This window comes from Plantactinospora sp. B24E8 (genome assembly GCF_039871735.1).
GTDB lineage: Bacteria > Actinomycetota > Actinomycetes > Mycobacteriales > Micromonosporaceae > Plantactinospora.
Window position 1 is genome coordinate 110,776 of the sequence record NZ_JBDPMH010000013.1, and the last position, 13,829, is coordinate 124,604.

Genomic DNA, 13,829 nt, shown 5'->3' on the forward strand with positions numbered 1-13,829 from the left:
GGACGAGGCCGGATTTAGTCGGGTATCGGCCCGTGTGGTGGTGTCGGCTGCCCGACGGCGGTACACCGGAGGACAGCGGCAGCACACCGGTCGGAAGGACAGCGCGGATCGGAAGACGACACGGCGGGCGGTAAACCACCACGGGTGTTCGTGCGTCACCTCTGCGTGACAACCCACCTGGTCTCCGACCCGCTCGGCGGGAGGACCATGACGTATCCCGGACCTCCGTCGGGGTGGACGGCGGACGAGGCCGTCACCCGGCTCTTCGTCGCCCACTACCGGCCGCTGGTACGTCTCGCCACCCTGCTCCTGCGCGACCAGGGCGCGGCCGAGGAGATCGTGCAGGACGGCTACGTGGCGCTGCACGACCGGTGGTCCCGGCTGCGGGATCCGGACCGGGCGCTGGGCTACCTACGGACCAGCGTGGTCAACCGGTGCCGGTCGGCGCTGCGGCACCGCCGGGTCGCCGCCGTGTACGTCGCGACGAACCGGCCCGGGGCCGACATGCCCAGCGCGGAGAGCGGCGCGCTCGACCTGCTCCGGCACGACGAGGTGATCACCGCGTTGCGGGCCCTGCCGCCCCGGCAACGGGAGGCGGTCGTCCTGCGCTACTACGTCGAGCTCTCCGAGGCGGAGACCGCCGAGTTGATGCGGGTCAGCCGGGGCGCGGTGAAAAGCCACACCTTCCGCGGCCTGGCCGCGCTGAAACAGAGCCTGGGAGCGCAGCGATGAACATCCGAGCAGGTGGTGGCACCGACGGCGCCGACGGAGCGGGACGGCCGGTGGACGGGTTCCGGACAGTACCGGCCGACAACCGGTGGCCCGACAACGGGCTGGCGGCCGGCGACCGGCCGGCGGTCGACGGTTGGCGACCCGCCGACGAGGAGGTGCTGCGGCGCATCCTCGCGGCACACGCCGAGCGGATCGAACCGGGGCCGGCCGCGCTGCCGGAGATCCAGCGTCGGATCCGCGCCGGCCGCCGCGGCGGCCGAGCCGGCTGGTGGCCGGTACCGGACCGGCTGCGGGCACCGGTCGCCGGGCGGCGCTGGTCACCGCTGGCCGCCGGGGTGCTGACGGTCGCCGTGGTGACCGTGGCCGCGCTGGCGGTCGGACTCGCCGTCGGGCTCCCGCCGGAGCGGACCGTCGCGCCGGTCGCCGGCCCGGCCACCCCGCAGCCGCCGCCGAGCCCGCCCGGCGCCGCCGACCCGGCCCCGGCACCGTCGGATCCGGCCACCGTGGAACCGGTCACGCCGTCGGCGCCACCGAGCAGCGGTACGACACCCGGCCAGCGCCGCGCCGACCTCGCCGTCTACTACCTGGGCGGCCCCGCCGACCGGCCCCGGCTCTACCGGGAGTTCCACCGGCTCTGGGTGCGGGACGGTTCGGCCCGGGACCGGGTCACCGCGGCGGTGCGGAACATGCTCGACGGTCCGTCCGGCATCGACCCGGACTACCGCACGGGCTGGCCGGTCGGAACCGACCTGCGCGCGGTGACGGTCCGCTCCGGCGTCGCCACCGTCGACCTGGCCGGGGCGTCCCGGCACCCGACCGACGGGGGCGGGGCGCGGCTCGCCGTACAGCAACTGGTCTGGACGGTCACCGCGGTGCGCGGGGTGACCGGGGTACGGCTGCGACTCGACGGCGCCCCGGTCGACCGGCTCTGGAACCGGGTCGACGTCTCCGGGGTGCTGCGCCGGGCGCCGGCGGTCGACGTACTCGCCCCGGTGTGGGTGGTCTCCCCGCAGCACGGGGACACCGTCGCGGGCAGCTTCGAGGTGCACCTGGCGGGCATCCTGCCGGAGGCGACCGCCCAGCTGCGCGTTTCGCAGGACGGCCGGACCGTCCACGAGCAGGTCGTCACGTTGTCGGTCGCCGGGCCGGCCCAGGGGGAGAAGCGGGTGCGGATCAGCCTGCCGCCGGGGCGCTACACGCTGACCGCGTACGCCACCTCGCTGGCCGACGGGAGCGAGCAGCACCACGACGACCACCTGGTGACGGTCCGCTGAGCCGGCCGGCGGTGGACCGGTGGACGGGGCCTGACCCGCTCCGCCGGTCCACCTGGTGGGCGGAACCCGGACCCGGCGGCCGGGGCCGGGCCGGCCGGCTGCGAGAATCCGATGTCGTGAAGACGTTCGAGGAGCTGTTCGCCGAGCTGCAGGCCAAGGCCGCGGCCGGCACCCCCGGCTCGGCGACGGTGGCCGCGCTGGAGCGCGGTGTGCACGCGATCGGCAAGAAGGTCGTCGAGGAGGCGGCCGAAGCGTGGATGGCCGCCGAGCACGAGGGCCCGGAACGGGCCGCCGAGGAGATCTCCCAACTGCTCTACCAGGCTCAGGTGCTGATGCTCGCCACCGGTCTGGAGCTCAAGGACGTGTACCGACATCTGTGAGTGCCCCGCCGCCTCCCGTTGCCGGGAACGCGTGCGTCAGTCCGATTCCGCTGACCGTAGTCCGAACCAGTCGACCGGCAGTCCATTCCGCTGACCGCGAGGAGCACCCAGACATGCTGCGCATCGCCATACCCAACAAGGGGACCCTCTCCGGGCCCGCCGCCCAGATGCTGCGTGAGGCGGGCTACCGCCAACGCGGCGACGACCGTGACCTGGTCTGCCGGGACGAGGCCAACGACGTCGAGTTCTTCTACCTGCGTCCCCGGGACATCGCCACCTACGTCGGCTCCGGCGACCTCGACCTCGGGATCACCGGCCGGGACCTGCTGGTCGACTCGGCCAGCCCGGCCGAGGAGATGCTCGACCTGGACTTCGGCGGGTCGACCTTCTGGTTCGCCGCCCGGCCGGAGACGGTGGCGTCGGTCGACAAGATCGCCGGCCGTCGGATCGCCACCGCCTACCCCGGGGTGGTGGAGCGGCACCTCGCCGAGCACGGGATCGACGCCGACGTGATCCGGCTCGACGGCGCGGTGGAGAACGCCGTACGCCTCGGCGTCGCCGACGTGGTCGCCGACGTGGTCTCCACCGGGGCCACCCTGCGCCAGGCCGGCCTGGCGATCATCGGTGAGCCGATCCTGCGCTCGTCGGCGGTGCTGATCCGCCGCGCCGGTGCCCCGGTCAACAGCCGGGTGGACCAGCTCGTCCGCCGGTTGCAGGGCGTGCTGGTGGCCCGCCGGTACGTCATGCTGGCCTACGACGTCCGGGCCGACCTGCTGGAGAAGGCGAGCGCGTTGACCCCGGGGATGGAGTCCCCGACGATCTCGCCGCTGCACCGGGAGGGGTGGGTCGCGGTCGAGGCGATGGTCCTGCGTCGCGACGTACACCGGATCATGGACGAGTTGTACGAGGTCGGCGCCCGGGCGATCCTGGTCACCGACATCCACGCCTGCCGCCTCTGACCGGCTGACGCCGGCCGGGTGGCCGGCTGTGGTCCGGCGGGACCGTCGGCGGATCGCCGATCGCGGCCGTCCCGGTGGTTGGTGCGGTGCGTGGTCAAGGCCTGACCGACGGTCAGGTGTAACGCCGGGCCTCCCCGGAGCGCTCTGATCAACAGGGCCGGGACGGAGGGGCTCCTCGGCTATCCCTATCGCCGAGGTCCGTCCCGGCCCACCGTGTCGTCCACTCCGCGACCGGCGTAACCTGCGTCAGATGCGGATCGACCTGGTGACCGTGATCGTCGAGGAGTACGACCCCGCGATCGAGTTCTTCACCACCGTCCTCGGATTCGAACTGGTCGAGGACTCGCCGTCGGTCACCAACGACGGCCGCCCCAAGCGGTGGGTGGTGGTCCGGCCGCCCGGCGGACAGACCGGGATCCTGCTGGCCCGCGCCGACGGGCGGCGGCAGCAGGACGCGGTCGGTGAACAGGCGGCCGGCCGGGTCGGGTTTTTCCTCCGGGTCGACGACTTCACCGCCGCGTACGCCCGGATGGTCGCCGCCGGTGTCGAGTTCGTTACCGCGCCCCGGGTCGAGGCGTACGGCCGGGTGGCGGTGTTCCGGGACATCGCCGGCAACCGTTGGGACCTGCTCGGCCCGGCCTGACCGCACGGTGGCGGTGACGCTCAGGGACGGAGGCCGGCGAGGACCCGGGCGTTGTGCGAACTGACGCCGCCGGCGGCGAGCAGCGGTGCCATGACCAGGTAGGTGAGCCAGGTGAGGGGGAGGGTCACCAGGCCGACGACCAGGAACACCAGCACCACGTTGAGCCAGAAGAGCACCCAGAACGAGATCATCAGCAGGAACCCGGTGGCGATTCGCCCGGCGTACAGGTTGCCGACGCCGAAGATGCCGAAGAATCCGAGGACCAACTCGAGGACGACCGCCGCGCCGGCGGACTTCTGCGGTACGACCACGACGATCGGTACCGGCGGCACGGGCGCCGGCATGAGTTCCCCGCGCAGCGGCGGATCCGACGGTGGATACGCGGCGAGCGGGTACGCGGCGGTGACCGGAAACGACAGGGTCGGATCGGGGCCGGGGTCCGGTGACAGCGGCACCGGCAGGTGCAGCGGAAGCGTGGGGTACGGCTCGTCCCGGTACGTCGGCTCGTCGCCCCGGTGTTCCGGCTGCCATCCCGGGCGGGAGGCGTGGTTGGTCACCTGGACAGTTTCACGTTCGGGTGGCGCCGAGGTCACCGGCTGTTCGGTCGCTTGTGACCCTCCGCTCCCGCCTGTCGTCGCCATCCCCCCGAACCCGTGGCTGCCCTCGCCGCGGTCCGCTCCTGCGGACAGCAGCGTGTCCGCGCCACGCACCAGGTGGATCCACAGGCGACCGGATCCGCGTCGCGAGCGCCGGCGCCGCCGTACCCGGGAGGATCCCGGGGTACGGCGGCGCCGGCCGATGACGGCAAAGCGCGCTGTCAGAAGGCGATCCCGACACCGTCGACCCGGCTCCAGGCCCGCTCCTGCCCGGCGGTCATCGCCGGCCAGTCCCGGCCACCCGGCCGGGCGTGGACCCGCGAGGCGTAGGGGCCGGGACGGAAGTCCGGGGCGTAGAAGCAACCGGTCCGGTACCGGGCGTCGAACGTGGCGCAGGAGGCGGCGACCGACCGTGCCGTCGGTCTCCGTCCGGTACGCACCCACCCGTCCAGGGCGGCGATCGAGGTCGCGTACTCGGCGTTGCTCAACTCGCTGTGCTCGGTCTCGGTGGTGAAGGTCTGCACCAGATACCGGTCCCGGTGGGCGCCCCGCAGCGTGGCCCGGTACGCCGCCTCGTGCTCGACGAACGCCGTCGGATCGTCGATCGCGTGCAGGGTGAGGACCGGGATCGCGACCTGGCCGGTGAGGTCGCTGTCGTAGGACAGGTCGCGCCGGGCGGTCGGGTCGGCGGAGAACCGCTGCACCCCCGAGTTCAGCGCCCGGTCGTCGTGCGAGCCGGAGTACCGGACGCCCTGGTTGCTGAACGGGTTACGGCCACCGAGACGGTGGTGCACGATGTCGCGGAAGGTGAAGGTCGCGAACCGCAGGTGGGACTCCAGGGTCCGCTCGGGGATGCCGGTCACGGCCAGGATGTCGTCGAGGTTGCGCTGCTGCAGCGCGGTCCGGTCCGCCGGGGCGGAGTCGTACCCGGTGCACTCCGCGAGACGGGCCCGCAGCCCCGCGGACGTCATGGTGGAGTCGACCCGCAGTCCCTGCCAGAGCGGATACTGGGGCTCGGTCGGGCGTGGATGGTTCTGGCAGTAGTACTGGTAGACGACCCGCAGGTCGACCCGGTAGTCGTAACCGCGCGAGCCACCGCCCAGCACACCGTTGGTGAGCAGGGCGCCGTCGTACGGGCCGTGCTTCCCGGCGTACGTCTCGACGACCTTGGCCGCCACGTTGCCGCCCCACGACTGGCCGTGCACGTACGTCCGCCCCGGAGAGCCGAACGCGGCGACGAAGAGCCGCCGTACGTTCTCGGTGTCGGCGGCGGCCATCCGGGTGCCGTAGCCGCCCCGGCGGTAGGACGAGCCGGCCCAGGCGTAGCCCTCGTCGACCATCACCGACCACCGGTCCAGGTCATCGGTGCTGCGCCCGGGGTCGGACCCGTCGCCGAGATCGGGGCCGCCGTGGGCGTGTACGACCAAGGATCCGTTCCACCGGTTCGGGATGGCGATCGTGTAGTACGCCCCGTTGCTGTCCTGGCCGCCGTAACAGGTGGCCTTGCCGGCCACGTTCGGTGGGCATTCGACGGGTGTCGGTGGTGCCGCCGCTTGGGCGGCGGGCGGGTGGCCGAGCGTGCCGACGACGGCCCCGACCAGCAGGACGGCCAGCCCCGCCGGACGGAGGCGGGTCCGGAACCGTCGGAGACGGTGGGTGAGCGTTTCTAGAGCGTGCACAGTGGTGGCTCCTTGCTCCCGCGGGCGCCTCGTCGCGCCGCGGCCGTGATGTTAGGAGCGCAGCACGTCGACAGAGGTCGTTGCGTTCATATTGGTCACCGACCCGGCTGAGCGGGCGCGGCGGTCCGGTCACCCGAAGATCCGGCCGGTCACCCGAAGATCCGGATCGGGCCGCCCCGCCCGGCGTACGGGGCCCAGCCCGCCCCGGCCAGCGCCGCTGCGCCGCCGGCGGTGAAGGAGAGCCAGGCCGCACGCAGTGGGGCACCGCGCCCGGCCACCTCCGTCCAGGTCTGCCCGGCGAGCATCGGCGCGTCCGTCCACGCGGCCTCGTCGCCGAAGAGCAGCGGCAGATCGCTGCAGTGGCAGGCCCGGTACGGCGAGGTCGACACCGGACCGTCGAGCCGGTATGCGTGGACCCGGGCACCGGCCGCCGCCAGTGTGCGGGCGAACCGGAGCGTGGGTCGGGTGAACACCGCCCGGGTCGCCAACCCGACGAGTCCGTTCTCGACGGCCCGCCCGACCAGCGGCACGTGCCGGGACACCGGACCGCCGGCCAGGAAGTACGCGATCTCCCGGCGGGTGGTGCCGAGCACCACCTCCAGGTCTGCCGCGCCGGCCCGGCAGGCGGCCCGCCAGCCCGGTACGTCGGGCAGCGGCGCCACGCCGGCGACCGGCCCGTACGCCGGGGCGAACCCGAATCCGGTGCGGGCGGCCACGTCCCGGGCGGCCAGCTGCTGGGCCGCCACCACGTCCGCCGGCGACGCGGTCCGGGGGTCCTGCCCGAGCCGGGCGAGGAAGCGGGCGGCGATCCGGTCGGCCGCCGCCGGACTGCCGAGCCCGAGCCCTAGCGGCGGACTCTGCAGCACCGCCCGGCGGAACAGCGGTCGTGCCACCGCCACGCCGAGCAGGCAGGCGACCGAGTGGGCGCCCGACGACTGCCCGACCAGGGTGACGTTCTCCGGGTCGCCGCCCAGGTGTGCGACGTTGTCGCGGACCCAGCGCAGCGCCTCGATCTGGTCCAGCAGGCCGAGGTTGCCGGGGGAGACGCCGGGCGCCCGCAGGTAGCCGAGCGCTCCGAGCCGGTAGTTGACGCTGACCACGACCACGTCGCCGTCGCGGGCGAGTCGGTCGGTCCGGTAGCGGTCCCAGGATCCGGCCCCGGTCCGGTACGAGCCGCCGTGCAGCCAGACCAGTACCGGCCGTCGTGCCCGGTCGGCGGCCGGGGTCACGATCGTCAGGTTGAGGCAGTCCTCGGACTGGACACCCACCTCCGGAACCCCGGCGGCCGCCCCGGCCCGGGTCGGTGGCTGTGGGCTGACCCCGCCGTGCTCCCGGGCGTCGCGGACACCCGCCCAGGGCCGCTCGGGTACCGGCGGGCCGAACCGTTCCGCGGTCGCGTACCGGACGCCGCGCAGGCTGGTCAGCCCCGACCCGCGACGGCCGCGCAGTGTTCCCCCGGCCACGGTGACCAGCACGTCCTCCGGGGTGGTCGGCGGTGTGCCGGGGGTGTCGGTGCGCCTCCCGCTCGGGGTCGTGGTCAGCTCCGTCGGGGTGCACTCGGCCGTCACTGCTGGTCCTGCCCTCTCGCCGACGCCATCACCGGCGGGGGCCGCGAGCGGCGTTCCCGCCAGGGAAGGCCACGGTAGCCCCGCGCGGACGCCCGCGACGAGCGGGTGCGCCGCCGGGAGACGTACGCCATCCGGCTGGCGGCGGACCGCGGCGCGCGGGTGCCGGTGGCTCAGTCGGGGGAGCGCTTCCCGACCCCGCGCAGCCCGAACAGGGCGACGGCGGCGAGCAGGATGATCGCGGCGGAGTACTCGTCGGCGGTCCGGGGCAGGCCGCCGCCGTAGACCACCAGGAAACCGGCGATGACGGCGGGCAGCCCGAAACCGACATAACAGATGATGTACAGCACGGAGAGCACGCTGGCGCGTTCGTGTGCCTCGACCAGCGGCATCACGGTCTTGAGACTGCCCTGGAAGCCGGCGCCGAACCCGGCGCCGCCGAGCGCGCCGCCGACGAAGAACCCGGCGACGACATCGGTGGTGACCGACACCAGCGTGACGACCATGCCGACGATGAGCACGGTGATCCCGACCAGCATCACGGTCCGGGCGGGGGCGTTGCGCAGCAGGAGAACGGCGACGGACGAGGAGATGGCGAAGACGAAGAGGGCCGTCCCGCCGAGCACGATCGAGGTGGGCCCGAGAGCGCGCACGAGCGCCGGGCCGAGCGCGCCGAAGAAGCCGGCCAGCGCCCAGACGGCGAAGAGCACCGGCAGTACGACCAGTACCGGCCGGCGGGCGGCCCGGGGCACCCTGACCTGCGGCCGCAGACTCCGCAGCGCCCCTGACATCGGCGTGACCGTCTCCGGCATCAGCAGCACCCCGAGCGCCTGGATCAGCAGGACCGCCACCAGGACGAGGTACACCAGTCGGGTCGGTGCGGGCAGGTACTGGATGAAGAGTGCGGAGAGCAGGGCTCCGGTGCCGGTGCCGACGCCCGGGGCGATCGCGTTCGTCAGCGTGCCCCAGGCGCGGTTGATGTCGAGCATGGCGGCGCCGACGGCACCGGTGGCGGCGCCGGCCGCGAGCCCCTGGACGACGCGGGCGGCCAGCAGCGTGGGTACGCCGTCGGCGAGAACGAAGACGACCAGCGCGACCACCTGCACCGCGATCGCCACGAGCAGCACCGGCCGACGCCCGACATGGTCGGAGAGCCTGCCGACGGTGAGCAGTGCGACCAGCACCGCGACCGCGTAACTGGCGAAGACGACCGTGGTGGTGATCGGTGAGAAGTGCCAGCGCGCCTGGTAGATGCCGTACAGGGGGGTCGGGGCGGAGGACGCGGCCAGGAACGACACGAGGATCGAGGCGAGCAGGAACAGGGAGACTTCCGGCGAAAGTCGCCGTCCGGCGGTACTCATGTCGGATGCTCCTCCGGTGACCAGTGGACGACCGCCCCGCAAACCGGCACGCGCTCCTGCTTACAGGTGGCAGCGGAGTACCCGGTGTGCGGCGTCGCACGCCGCGCGAACCTCCCGGAGCGGCCGAGGGCACCCCTCCCACCGGGGGAGAGGTGCCTCCGGGTGTCATCCGCAGTTCGCGTACGCGTCCCGGATCCCGAATGCCGATGTGCCGCCGCCCGGCTGGCTGTAGATGTAGCCCCAGTACCTGACACAGACACCGGCGGCGTAACGGATCCGTTCCGCCCAGTGGAGGAAGTCGTCGCCGTAGCAGTTCGTGCCGCCCTGCCCCTGCAACTGCAGACAGGCCACCGTCCGGGTGGAGACCCCGTGGTACGGCGATCCGGCGTGCTTGTAGGTGACCACGCAGTTGTTGCCCGTGGCGGCGCTGTAGGTCAACACCACGTACCCGTACAGGGCGCCGGCGGCCGTCCGGACGTCCCGCCGGCCGTCGGACACCACGTTGTAACTCGTTCCGCAGGCCGCGTCGATCGCCGACCGTTCGGTGTGGGCGGCGGCTGGGGACGCGGTGGCCGCCAGACCTCCGACCACCATCAGTGCGGTCACCGCCGCTCCGGTGGCCACCTTCCTCCACAGTCGCTTCGTCATTCCGAGCATCCCAGGTCCCTTCACCACGTTCTTCCGTACGTCACGAGCGGTTCATGTTCCATTCGACGTCGCCGATCCAGGTGTCCGTCGAATTGTTGCCGTAGCTTCTCGGCGGCCAGGCAGAATGCCAGCTTGGCGGGCAGGTTGTGGCCGATCGTCACCCAACCGGTCGGATCGTGGTTCGGCAGGATGTACACACTGCCCTGCACATTCCTGTTCGAACACTGGTACCACTTGACGCCGATCTCCGGACCGTCAATCTTCCGGACCCGGATCTCGATGCCCGCGACCGTGACAGTCCGCATGGTGCCGTAGTAGACCCACATGCCGATGTCGTCGGGCCGGCTCCGATGAGCGTGGCATCGGTACGTGGAATGGTCGTTGGCGTGCGCTACACGATCCCTTGACGATGTGTCCACTCGTACGTCGTCCCTGCGGACCGGTTCTCTGCGGACCGGCCCAGATGACCGGCGGCCAGGGAAGGTACGTGACGGCGCCATTGACCGGTGCGGGACTGTCGGAAAGCCGGCGATGTCACAGCCATCCCGCGACCCGCGTCAATATGGATGCGGGTACTCGACCGGAGTGTCGCTCTGAGACGGGGGTTGTTGATGGTGAAGACGGCTGTGTTCCGGACCGAGGATCTTCCGGTGGCCGACAGGTTCGGCGTCTGGTGCGAGCGGATGAGCCGGTTGATGGCGCCCATGGAGATGGTGAGTGAGCACGCGGCGGATTTTCGTGCGCAGGCGCAGATCCTGCGACTCGGCGAGACGGAGGTGTGGCCCACCGTGTTGCAGCCGATGCACTTCCGCCGCACGCCGAGACTGGTCCGGCAGCACGCTCCGGACCTCTACCACGTCTCACTCGTTCTCGAAGGCGGGCTCGATCTCTACCAGGCCGGCGAGCATGCCGTACACCGTCGGCACGATCTCTACATCGTCGACATGGCCCGGCCGTTCGACTGCCGTCTGCTCGGCGCGGACCGGATGGCCGGGATCGGGATCGAGATTCCGAAAACGCTGCTGCCGTTGTCCGGTGACCGGGTCGAGCGGCTCCTCGGCCGACGACTGTCCGGGAAGGACGGGATCGGCGCACTGCTGGTGGGGTTCCTCACCCAGCTTGCCTCGGAGGCCGGACGCTACCGGCCGACCGACGGGCCCCGGCTGGGCGCGGTCCTGGTCGACCTGTTGTCGGCGGTGCTGGCCCACACGCTCGACGCGGAACGGATGCTTCCGCCGGAAACCCGGCGGCGGAGCCTGACCCTACGGATCAGGGCGTTCATCCAGCGCCACCTCCACGAGCCGCAGCTGACCGTTGGCGCCGTCGCTTCGGCGCACCACATCTCGGTCAGCTACCTGCACCGCCTCTTCGAAGCCGAGGGTGCCACGGTCGCGGCGTGGATCCGCGAGCAGCGCCTCGAACGGGTCCGTCGGGATCTCGCGGATCCGGCACACGCCGGTACGCCGATCCACGAACTCGCCCAGCATTGGGGTTTCACCTGTCCGGCAGCCTTCAGCCGCACCTTCCGCTCCGCCTACGGCATGCCCCCCAGGGAGTTCCGCCGGCATTGCGTCGGGTGAGGCTCAAGGTGCGGCGGGTTCCGACCGGTGGGTCAGCCGTTCGAAACCGACCGCCACGACGAGCACGGCGACGACCAGCCCCAGCGCGGCCAGTGCGGGCAGCATCCGGCCCACCGGTAACAGCAGCAGCGTCACGACCACCGTCCCGAGCTGTGCCGGCGGCGCGGAGCGGACCGAGAACCAGACGGACAGCAGTCGGCCGGTGAGATGCAGCGCCACACCGCCGAAGAGCGCGGTCGTCGAGGCCCAGCTCAGCGGCTCACCCCCGGAGGAGTCGGGCTGCTTGTGCGCCAGGTGCTCGACCACCTGCCCGATGCCGAGCGCCAGGTAGATGATCCCGCTGACCAGGAGCAGGTACGCGAGGCTGTACGCGTCGCTGGCGATCTGGACCCGCCGGGACCCGGTCGCCCCGGCCAGGGCCCGGGCCGCGGCCGGCCCGACCCGGTCGAAGCAGAGCGACCAGAGACACACCGTCACGGTGAGCCCGAGCAGCGCGGCGAACAGGACCGGAGCCCGGGCGGCCGCCGTGCCGGCCCCGGCTCCGACCGAGATCAGCGACAGACCGAGGGCGATGATCAACGCCAGCCCGTGCCGCTCACTGAAGTGGTTCGGACTGCGCAGCTGCCAACCCCCGGCGATGGCGAGCGCGATTCGCTGGCCGCCGATGTCGATGAGCAACGACAGCAGCCAGAGCAGGGTCTGCGCGGTTCCGCCGTATACCGCCCCGAGGACGAGCGGGATCCAGGCGAGCACGATCGGGACCGCTATCCAGCGCAGTCTGGCACGGACCCGTGGGTCGTCCACCGCAACCCGGTAGTAGAGGAGGAAGTGCACCAGCCGGAGCGCGACGTACGCCCCGACCAGGATCAGCGGTGCCGCCATCCCGACGTGGTCGGAACGCCAGGCGTCCGGCATCACCAGTGCGGCGACGAAGAGCGCGGCCATCGCCAGCAGCGTTCCGGCCCGGATCACCCCCACGTCCGCCCGGACCTGGTTGCCCAACCAGGTGTACGCCGCCCAGGAGAACCAGATCAGCACCAGCAGGAGCAGGCCCTGGCCCATGCTCCAGAAGGTGGGCGGATGCCCCATGAAGTCGATGATCCGGGTGAGGGCGAAGACGAAGACCAGGTCGAAGAAGATCTCGAACGGGGTGGCCCGGTGCGTCTCGGCGCGGGTCGGCACCGCCCGGGCCCGGCTGATCCGCCCCATCGACCCTCCTCGCCGCGCCGCCGCCCGGCGGTGGTCAGGGGCGTTCGCCGACGCCGGTCCCGACCTCCGCGAGCCGCCCGCCGGTGAGCCGGGACGCCAGCGGTGCGGTCGGCAGGCCACCGGTCGTCCGTAGACCCACCAGGAACTCCTCGATCGCCTCCCGGGCACTGTGCCGGGGGGACCAGCCCAGCTCCGTCCGGGCCCGGCTGACGTCCATCAGTGGCACCCGGAGCACCGCGTCCAGCAACTGCGGCGAGGCCGGCACCAGGTGCAGGTGCCAGGCGGCGGCCAGCGCCGTCCGGGCCAGGCCGGCGGGCAGTCGTACGGTCCGGGCCCGCAGACAGTCGGCGAGCAGCCGCCCGTCGACCACCGGCTCGGCGGCGACGTTGAACGCGCCGCGGACGTCCCGCAGCGCCGCCAACCGGTACGCCTCGGCGGCGTCCGCCGTGTGCAGCGCCTGGAATCTCAGTCCGGGCAGGTCCGGCATCACCGGTACGATCCCCGGCCGGACCAGCCGCCCGGGCAGCAGTGGACCGGTGAAGAGCCGTCGCTGCTGACTGGCGGCCTCCCGCTTGAAGATGAACCCGGGACGCAGCCGGACCACCCGGATCTCCGGATGTTCCCGCTCGAAGGCGTCGAGGGCGCGTTCCAGGTACGCCTTCTCCCGGGTGTAACCGGCGGTCGGCCAGCCGTCGGTCGGCCAGCTCTCGTCCACCGGACGGTCCTTCGGTCCCGGCGAGTACGCGCCGACGCTGGAGGCGTACACCACGGCCGGCACCCCGGCCCTGGCGACGGCGGCGAAGACCCGTCGCCCACCGACGACGTTGACCCGCCACGTGGTCAGCGGCCGGTGGGTCGGCTGGAACAGCCAGGCCAGGTGCACCACCACGTCGGCACCGTCGAAGATCTCGACGAGATCGGACGTGACGATGTCGGCCTCGACCCACGCCGTCTTCGGCGCCCGCCAGCGGGGGCGGCGGCGGGCGACGCCGACTATCGTGCCCACCGCCGGATCCCCGCCGAGCGCCTCGACCACACTCGTCCCGACGTTGCCGGTCGCGCCGACCACCACGACCCGCAGGCCCGCCCCGGTCCCCGCCGTCGGGCTCATCGGCACCCCCTCCGGCCGTCCGGAGCCGTCACCGTCGGCCCGGTCCGGCCGGGGACCGACCCGCGGCAGACCGGACACCGACAACTCGCGGG

General features: G+C 72.6%; 14 protein-coding genes. 6 read left to right on the forward strand and 8 right to left on the reverse strand.

Features of this window, described 5'->3' with window-relative positions:
* Positions 1–144: 144 nt before the first annotated feature.
* The 5 genes from ABGB21_RS20250 (at position 145) to ABGB21_RS20270 (ending at position 3,988) form a co-directional block, all read left to right on the forward strand.
* Positions 145–732: a SigE family RNA polymerase sigma factor gene (locus ABGB21_RS20250; RefSeq protein WP_347678974.1), complete on the forward strand. Its 588-nt coding sequence runs from the start codon at positions 145–147 to the stop codon at positions 730–732.
* A complete protein-coding gene (locus tag ABGB21_RS20255) occupies positions 729–2,006 on the forward strand; it encodes a GerMN domain-containing protein (protein WP_347678976.1) in 1,278 nt (425 codons plus the stop codon). Before ABGB21_RS20250 ends, ABGB21_RS20255 begins: the two co-directional genes overlap by 4 nt.
* A gap of 116 nt (positions 2,007–2,122) precedes the next feature.
* On the forward strand, positions 2,123–2,386 hold the full coding sequence (locus ABGB21_RS20260) for a phosphoribosyl-ATP diphosphatase (RefSeq protein ID WP_101366712.1): 264 nt from the start codon (positions 2,123–2,125) through the stop codon (positions 2,384–2,386).
* A 113-nt stretch (positions 2,387–2,499) separates the two neighbouring features.
* Positions 2,500–3,345 carry an ATP phosphoribosyltransferase gene (gene hisG, locus ABGB21_RS20265; RefSeq protein WP_347678978.1) on the forward strand — a complete coding sequence of 282 codons (846 nt, stop codon included), beginning with the start codon at positions 2,500–2,502 and terminating at the stop codon, positions 3,343–3,345.
* A gap of 250 nt (positions 3,346–3,595) precedes the next feature.
* Positions 3,596–3,988, forward strand: coding sequence for a VOC family protein (locus ABGB21_RS20270; protein WP_347655033.1), 393 nt, complete (start codon positions 3,596–3,598; stop codon positions 3,986–3,988).
* A 20-nt stretch (positions 3,989–4,008) separates the two neighbouring features.
* Here the strand turns inward: ABGB21_RS20270 and ABGB21_RS20275 are convergent, their stop codons facing one another.
* From ABGB21_RS20275 to ABGB21_RS20300, 6 genes are all read right to left on the reverse strand, one after another.
* The gene (locus tag ABGB21_RS20275; RefSeq protein WP_347655032.1) at positions 4,009–4,545 is read right to left on the reverse strand and encodes a TM2 domain-containing protein; all 537 of its coding nucleotides are present in this window, start codon (positions 4,543–4,545) and stop codon (positions 4,009–4,011) included.
* 260 nt (positions 4,546–4,805) lie between these two features.
* Positions 4,806–6,263, reverse strand: a complete 1,458-nt coding sequence (locus ABGB21_RS20280; RefSeq protein WP_347678980.1) for a hypothetical protein — start codon at positions 6,261–6,263, stop codon at positions 4,806–4,808.
* A gap of 149 nt (positions 6,264–6,412) precedes the next feature.
* Positions 6,413–7,831, reverse strand: a complete 1,419-nt coding sequence (locus tag ABGB21_RS20285; protein ID WP_347657130.1) for a carboxylesterase family protein — start codon at positions 7,829–7,831, stop codon at positions 6,413–6,415.
* A gap of 170 nt (positions 7,832–8,001) precedes the next feature.
* Complete coding sequence (locus tag ABGB21_RS20290) at positions 8,002–9,189, reverse strand: MFS transporter (protein WP_347678982.1); 1,188 nt, start codon at positions 9,187–9,189, stop codon at positions 8,002–8,004.
* A 165-nt stretch (positions 9,190–9,354) separates the two neighbouring features.
* Positions 9,355–9,837 carry a hypothetical protein gene (locus tag ABGB21_RS20295; protein WP_347678984.1) on the reverse strand — a complete coding sequence of 161 codons (483 nt, stop codon included), beginning with the start codon at positions 9,835–9,837 and terminating at the stop codon, positions 9,355–9,357.
* 20 nt (positions 9,838–9,857) lie between these two features.
* Complete coding sequence (locus tag ABGB21_RS20300; RefSeq protein ID WP_347678986.1) at positions 9,858–10,163, reverse strand: hypothetical protein; 306 nt, start codon at positions 10,161–10,163, stop codon at positions 9,858–9,860.
* A 324-nt stretch (positions 10,164–10,487) separates the two neighbouring features.
* On the opposite strand from ABGB21_RS20300, the gene ABGB21_RS20305 reads away from it, so the two are divergent.
* A complete protein-coding gene (locus tag ABGB21_RS20305) occupies positions 10,488–11,417 on the forward strand; it encodes an AraC family transcriptional regulator (RefSeq protein ID WP_347678988.1) in 930 nt (309 codons plus the stop codon).
* Positions 11,418–11,420: 3 nt separating this feature from the next.
* Here ABGB21_RS20305 and ABGB21_RS20310 read toward each other — a convergent pair whose 3' ends face one another.
* Positions 11,421–12,626, reverse strand: coding sequence for a low temperature requirement protein A (locus ABGB21_RS20310; RefSeq protein WP_347678990.1), 1,206 nt, complete (start codon positions 12,624–12,626; stop codon positions 11,421–11,423).
* 34 nt (positions 12,627–12,660) lie between these two features.
* Positions 12,661–13,815 (reverse strand): NAD-dependent epimerase/dehydratase family protein, encoded by a 1,155-nt coding sequence (locus ABGB21_RS20315; protein ID WP_347657134.1) that lies wholly within the window; start codon positions 13,813–13,815, stop codon positions 12,661–12,663.
* Between the last annotated feature and the right edge of the window lie 14 nt (positions 13,816–13,829).

Bases quoted from the DNA above. Each gene is read 5' to 3' on its own strand.
- hisG (WP_347678978.1), top strand. From the start codon at position 2,500: ATGCTGCGCATCGCCATACCCAACAAGGGGACCCTCTCCGGGCCCGCC.
- ABGB21_RS20295 (WP_347678984.1), bottom strand. From the start codon at position 9,837: ATGACGAAGCGACTGTGGAGGAAGGTGGCCACCGGAGCGGCGGTGACC.
- ABGB21_RS20270 (WP_347655033.1), top strand. From the start codon at position 3,596: ATGCGGATCGACCTGGTGACCGTGATCGTCGAGGAGTACGACCCCGCG.
- ABGB21_RS20255 (WP_347678976.1), top strand. From the start codon at position 729: ATGAACATCCGAGCAGGTGGTGGCACCGACGGCGCCGACGGAGCGGGA.
- ABGB21_RS20310 (WP_347678990.1), bottom strand. From the start codon at position 12,626: ATGGGGCGGATCAGCCGGGCCCGGGCGGTGCCGACCCGCGCCGAGACG.
- ABGB21_RS20300 (WP_347678986.1), bottom strand. From the start codon at position 10,163: ATGTGGGTCTACTACGGCACCATGCGGACTGTCACGGTCGCGGGCATC.
- ABGB21_RS20290 (WP_347678982.1), bottom strand. From the start codon at position 9,189: ATGAGTACCGCCGGACGGCGACTTTCGCCGGAAGTCTCCCTGTTCCTG.